The 2,746-nt window shown below is 72.5% G+C and carries 1 protein-coding gene; it reads left to right on the top strand.

The annotated features are described in order from the left end of the window. Window positions 1-2,746 (top strand): type I polyketide synthase (locus NP777_RS46665; RefSeq protein WP_256656286.1); only part of this gene is annotated, 2,746 nt, incomplete at both ends.

Genomic DNA, 2,746 nt, shown 5'->3' with positions numbered 1-2,746 from the left:
CGGTGGCCGAGCTGATGCTTCCCTCCTGGACGCGGACTATTGGGTGCGGAATCTGCGGGAGCGGGTGCGGTTCGCCGATGCCGTCGAGGCGTTGTTGGCGGCTGGGCATCGGGTGTTCATCGAGGCCAGCACCCACCCCGTACTGACCATCGGAATGCAGGAGACCTTTGAGCACGTAGATGCGGACGCGGTCGCTGTGCCCACGCTGCGTCGCGATCACGGTGGCCAGGCCCAGCTCCTCCACTCCCTCGGCCAGGCGTTCATCGCCGGTGTCGAGGTGGACTGGAAGGCGGCGTTTCCGGCCGACCCCACCCCCCGTACCGTCGATCTGCCCACGTACGCCTTCCAGCACCAGCGTTACTGGATGAACGCCTCGGGCGCGGCAGGTGACCCCAGCGGCCTTGGTCTGGTCGCCGCGGATCATCCGATGCTGGGCGCCGCCGTGGAACTGGCCGATGGAAGCACCCATCTGCTCACCGGGCGTATCGCGGCCGGTGGCGGTGACGGTTGGCTCAGTGAGCACATCGTGGCGGACGCCACCCTGGCCCCGGGCGCGACGCTGGTGGAGTGGGCGTTGCGGGCGGCCGACGAGGTCGGCTGTGGTGGGGTCGAGGAGCTGGCGCTGCAAGTGCCGTTGGTGCTGCCCGAGTCGGGCGGACTGCGCATCCAGGTGGTGGTGGGCGCCGCGGGCGAGGACGGGCGGCGCGATGTGCGGATCTACTCCCATCCGGATGGCGAGGCCGACTCGGGCGCCGACGGGGGCTGGGTGTGCCACGCCGAGGGGGTGCTGAGCCCGGCGACGGAAGGCGCGGGCCAGTCGGCCGAGGGGCTGGGCGGCACATGGCCTCCGGCGGGTGCGCAACCCGTTGATCTGGAGGGGTTCTACGAGCGCTCCGCGGCGGCGGGCTATGCGTACGGACCGTCGTTCCAGGGGCTGCGCGCCATGTGGCGGGACGGTGCGGACCTGCTGGCCGAGGTGGCGCTGCCCGAGGCAGCGGGCGACGCGGACGGGTTCGGCATCCACCCGGCGCTGCTCGACGCCGCCCTGCACCCGGCCCTCCTGCTCGACACGGAGTCCGGCCAGGAGCGGGAGGGTGGCCAGGTGTGGCTGCCGTTCGCCTGGAACGGGGTGTCGCTGTGGGCCGCCGGAGCCAGCACCGTACGTGTTCGGCTGTCCCCGGATCGGGAAGGTGCCGAGGGCGAGCGGGGGCTGCGGCTGGTGGTGGCCGATGCCGTGGGCGACCCCGTTCTGACGGTCGACTCACTGGTCACGCGACCGGCGGCCGTAGAGCGATTGCGGGCTGGGGCGACGCGTGGTGTGGACGGTCTGTTCGTCCTGGACTGGACCCCGCTGCCGCAGCCGACTCGGACCGACGAGCCGGTGGCCGATCGCGATAGCTGGGCGGTGCTGGCGGCCGAGGGCGCTGGCCCCGATCTGGAGGCGTTTCTCGCGGGGTTCGATGGCACGAAGCCGGTCCCGGCCGTGGTGTTCGCCGAGTTCCCGCGCCCGGACGTCGATGCCGATGTCGTGGGTGACATGGCGACCGCCGGTCTGGAGATGGCCCAGCGAGCCCTGGAACTGGTGCGGCAGTGGCTGGCCGAGCCCCGGCTGGCCGACGCACGGTTGGTCGTGGTGACGCGTGGCGCGGTCGCCGTCGACGAGAGCGGCACGGATGTGGCCGCCGCCGCGCTCTGGGGGCTCCTGCGGAGCGCTCAGGCGGAGAACCCGGGGCGCTTCCTCCTGCTTGACCTTGACCTTGACCTCGACCTTGACCTTGACCTCAACCCGGCGGCCGGTGCGAGCGCGGACAACGTACGGGACGCCGTCACCCGGGCGGTGGATCTGGACGAGCCGCAGCTGGCCGTGCGGAATGGACGGGCGTGGGTGCCACGGCTGACCCGTGCCTCCGCCCACAGCGGTCCGGAGGGACGGAACGCCCCGGTGTCGCTCGACCCTGACGGCACCGTGCTGGTGACGGGCGGCACCGGCACCCTCGGCGGTCTGGTGGCCGAACATCTGGTGCGCACCTGGCAGGTCGGCCATCTGGTCCTGGTGAGCCGTCGTGGGCCGGACGCCCCGGCAGCCCGCGAACTGGCCGCGCGCCTGGAGGAGTTGGGCGCGAGGGTGCGGATCGCCGCCGTGGACGTCACGGACGCGTCGGCGGTGGCCGAACTCGTGGCGGGGATCGACACCGACCATCCGCTGACCGGCGTCATCCATGCCACGGGACTGCTCGACGACGCGGTGGTGACCTCCCAGACACCCGAGCGGCTCGTCCGGGTGTGGGCGGCCAAGGCGACGGGCGCGGCGCATCTGCACACTGCCACCGCCGATCTTCCGCTGTCCCTGTTCGCGATGTTCTCGTCGGCCGCAGGCGTCCTGGGTAGCCCGGGCCAGGCCAACTACGCGGCGGCGAACGCCTTTTGCGACGCCCTCGCCGCCCATCGCCAAGCCCATGGCCTCCCGGGGCTGTCGGTGGCCTGGGGCCTGTGGGCCCAGTCCAGCGAGCTGACCGGAAGGCTCGCCGACGCGGACTTGGCCCGGATGTCCCGCTCGGGCATCACCGCGATGTCCAGCGAGAAGGCGCTGGGCCTGCTCGATGCCGCCTGTGCGCAGGGCAGCCCCCTCTGCGTCGCCGCCGCTGTCGACCCGGCAGGGGTTGCTCGTGAGGAGCTTCCGGCGGTGCTGCGGGGGTTGGTGTCCGGTGGGATCGCGCGCCGGATGGCGGCCGGTGATACGGGGACC

This window comes from Streptomyces rugosispiralis (assembly GCF_024505145.1).
Classification (GTDB): domain Bacteria; phylum Actinomycetota; class Actinomycetes; order Streptomycetales; family Streptomycetaceae; genus Streptomyces; species Streptomyces rugosispiralis.
Note: the sequence above shows the minus strand (reverse complement) of the source record. Positions and strands in the feature narration are given on the sequence as shown.